Source organism: Roseicyclus mahoneyensis (genome assembly GCF_003148775.1).
Classification (GTDB): domain Bacteria; phylum Pseudomonadota; class Alphaproteobacteria; order Rhodobacterales; family Rhodobacteraceae; genus Roseicyclus; species Roseicyclus mahoneyensis.
The window spans coordinates 2,501-5,798 of sequence record NZ_QGGW01000024.1 but is presented as its reverse complement, the minus strand read 5'-3'; the positions used below and the strand labels follow the sequence as shown (position 1 = coordinate 5,798).

Annotated in this window: 1 tRNA gene and 2 rRNA genes; all 3 read right to left on the bottom strand. The window is 53.8% G+C overall.

Annotation, left to right across the window (positions count from 1 at the left end):
- A tRNA-Met gene (locus tag C7455_RS19700) sits at positions 1-77 on the bottom strand.
- Between the two features lie 79 nt (positions 78-156).
- Positions 157-271 (bottom strand): 5S ribosomal RNA (gene rrf / locus C7455_RS19695).
- A gap of 85 nt (positions 272-356) precedes the next feature.
- Positions 357-3,241 (bottom strand): 23S ribosomal RNA (locus C7455_RS19690).
- Positions 3,242-3,298: the final 57 nt, after the last annotated feature.

Below are 3,298 nucleotides of genomic sequence, written 5' to 3'. Positions count from 1 at the left end.
TGGTTGCGGGGACAGGATTTGAACCTGTGACCTTCAGGTTATGAGCCTGACGAGCTACCGGGCTGCTCCACCCCGCGCCAATTGTCTCGGCGGTGCCTGTTAAGGAGAGCCGAGGTTGGTGATCATCATTTGAGAGATACGTATGTTTCTTTTTAGGTTTGGCGGTGACTTACTCTCCCACGCCTTAAGACGCAGTACCATCAGCGCAGTGGCACTTAACGGCCGGGTTCGGAATGGAGCCGGGTGTTTTGCTCACGCTATGACCACCAAACCGAAAAAGAAACACATCCAAGTCAAGCACACTGATATTGGTGATGCTTTTGGATCCGCTCGGCCATTCCTGGCTTTCACTGGATCAAATCAAGCCTATCGAGCAATTAGTACCGGTCAACTGAACGCATTACTGCGCTTACATCTCCGGCCTATCGACGAGATGGTCTATCTCGGCTCTCAGGGATACCTTGTTTTGAGGGGGGCTTCCCGCTTAGATGCCTTCAGCGGTTATCCTTTCCGATCATAGCTACCCAGCACTGCCATTGGCATGACAACTGGTCCACCAGTGGATCGTTCACCCCGGTCCTCTCGTACTAGGGGCAACTCCTCTCAAGTATCCTACACCCACGGCAGATAGGGACCGAACTGTCTCACGACGTTCTAAACCCAGCTCACGTACCTCTTTAAACGGCGAACAGCCGTACCCTTGGGACCTGCTCCAGCCCCAGGATGAGATGAGCCGACATCGAGGTGCCAAACGGTGCCGTCGATATGGACTCTTGGGCACCATCAGCCTGTTATCCCCGGCGTACCTTTTATCCGTTGAGCGATGGCCCTCCCACTTGGGACCACCGGATCACTATGGCCGTCTTTCGACTCTGCTCGACTTGTCAGTCTCGCAGTCAGGCTGGCTTCTGCCATTGCACTCAACGAGCGATTTCCGACCGCTCTGAGCCAACCTTCGCGCGCCTCCGTTACTCTTTAGGAGGCGACCGCCCCAGTCAAACTACCCACCACGCATGGTCCCGGATCCGGATAACGGACCGCGGTTAGACATCAAGAATGCAAAGGGTGGTATCTCAAGGGTGGCTCCACAGAAACTGGCGTCCCTGCTTCAAAGCCTACCACCTATCCTGCACATTGCAGTCCTGATGCCAGTGCGAAGCTATAGTAAAGGTGCACGGGGTCTTTCCGTCTAACCGCGGGAAGCCTGCATCTTGACAGGCAATTCGATTTCGCTGAGTCGATGTTGGAGACAGCGGGGAAGTCGTTACGCCATTCGTGCAGGTCGGAACTTACCCGACAAGGAATTTCGCTACCTTAGGACCGTTATAGTTACGGCCGCCGTTTACCGGGGCTTCAATTCGGAGCTCTCACCCCTCCTTTTAACCTTCCGGCACCGGGCAGGCGTCAGACCCTATACGTCGTCTTACGACTTCGCAGAGCCCTGTGTTTTTAATAAACAGTCGCCACCCCCTAGTTTGTGCCCCCCGCCAATAGTTGCCTACCAACGGGGCCTCCTTCTCGCGAACTTACGGAGGTATTTTGCCGAGTTCCTTCAACATCGTTCTCTCAAGCGCCTTGGTATTCTCTACCAGTCCACCTGTGTCGGTTTAGGGTACGATCTTACAGTGGGGCTATTTCCAGGAACCTCTAAGCGGCCCTTCCAATCCGATAAGGAAGAACAACCCTCGAGATCCGTCACCACCACATGGCCCAGGAATATTAACCTGGTTCCCATCGACTACGCCTTTCGGCCTCGCCTTAGGGGTCGGCTTACCCTGCTCAGATTAGCTTTAAGCAGGAACCCTTGGACTTTCGGCGACAGGGTCTCTCACCCTGTTTGTCGCTACTCACGTCATCATTCTCACTAGTGATCTCTCCACCGGATGGCTCACGCCCCGGCTTCACAGAAAACTCCTTGTGTCCGCTATTTTATGCGCTACCGCTGCGCTGCTAGAGCGCCTCGGGCCGCTGTAAAACATAAGACACATGGAGTTATGTCACACTACGCTCCGCTACCATGCACTATGTGCATCCTCAGCTTCGGCTCATGGCTTGAGCCCCGTTACATCTTCGCCGCAGGACAACTTGTTTAGACCAGTGAGCTGTTACGCTATCTTTAAAGGATGGCTGCTTCTAAGCCAACCTCCTGGTTGTTTTGGTCGTCCCACCTGCTTTCCCACTTAGCCATGAATTAGGGGCCTTAGCTGGAGGTCAGGGTTGTTTCCCTCTTCACGACGGGCGTTAGCACCCGCCGTGTGTCTGCCAGATATTACTCCCGGGTATTCGGAGTTTGGTTAGGATCAGTAAGCCTGTGGGGCCCCATTACCCATCCAGTGCTCTACCCCCCGGGGTATTCGTCTGACGCTCTACCTAAATAGATTTCGCGGAGAACCAGCTATCTCCGAGTTTGATTGGCCTTTCACCCCTAGGCACAATTCATCCCGACCTTTTTCAACAGGTGTGGGTTCGGACCTCCAGCAAGTGTTACCTTGCCTTCATCCTGATCATGCCTAGATCACTCGGTTTCGGGTCTGATCCCACGAACTCAACGCCCTATTAAGACTCGCTTTCGCTGCGCCTACACCTACCGGCTTAAGCTTGCTCGTAAGACCAAGTCGATGACCCATTATACAAAAGGTACGCCGTCACCCCTCAAGGGGGCTCCGACTGATTGTAGGCGTTCGGTTTCAGGTACTGTTTCACTCCCCTCGTCGGGGTGCTTTTCACCTTTCCCTCACGGTACTGGTTCGCTATCGGTCAGTAAGGAGTACTTAGCCTTCGAAGGTGGTCCTCCGATCTTCAGACAGGATTTCACGTGTCCCGCCCTACTTAATGCGTCCGATCATGCTTCCCATACGGGACTGTCACCCACTATGGTCAGGTTTTCCAACCTGTTCTGGTCACACTCACGGCTCGGCTGATCCCCGTTCGCTCGCCGCTACTAGGGGAGTCGCTAATTGCTGTCCTTTCCTCCGGGTACTTAGATGTTTCAGTTCCCCGGGTTTGCCTTTTTAACCCTATATATTCAGGCTAAAAATACCTGGTTCACCCGATTATTGATAACCCGCGCCGGTTTGACCCGTCGTGGCTAACAATAACCGAGTATCAGGTGGGTTGCCCCATTCGGAAATCCATGGATCAAAGCTCATTCTCAGCTCCCCATGGCTTATCGCAGAGTATCACGTCCTTCATCGCCTCTTACTGCCAAGGCATCCACCAAACGCCCTTTTCGCGCTTGATTTGATCCAGAAAAAGACAGGTTTGACACCCCCTATCGCCTTTCGGCTACTTGAGGCAC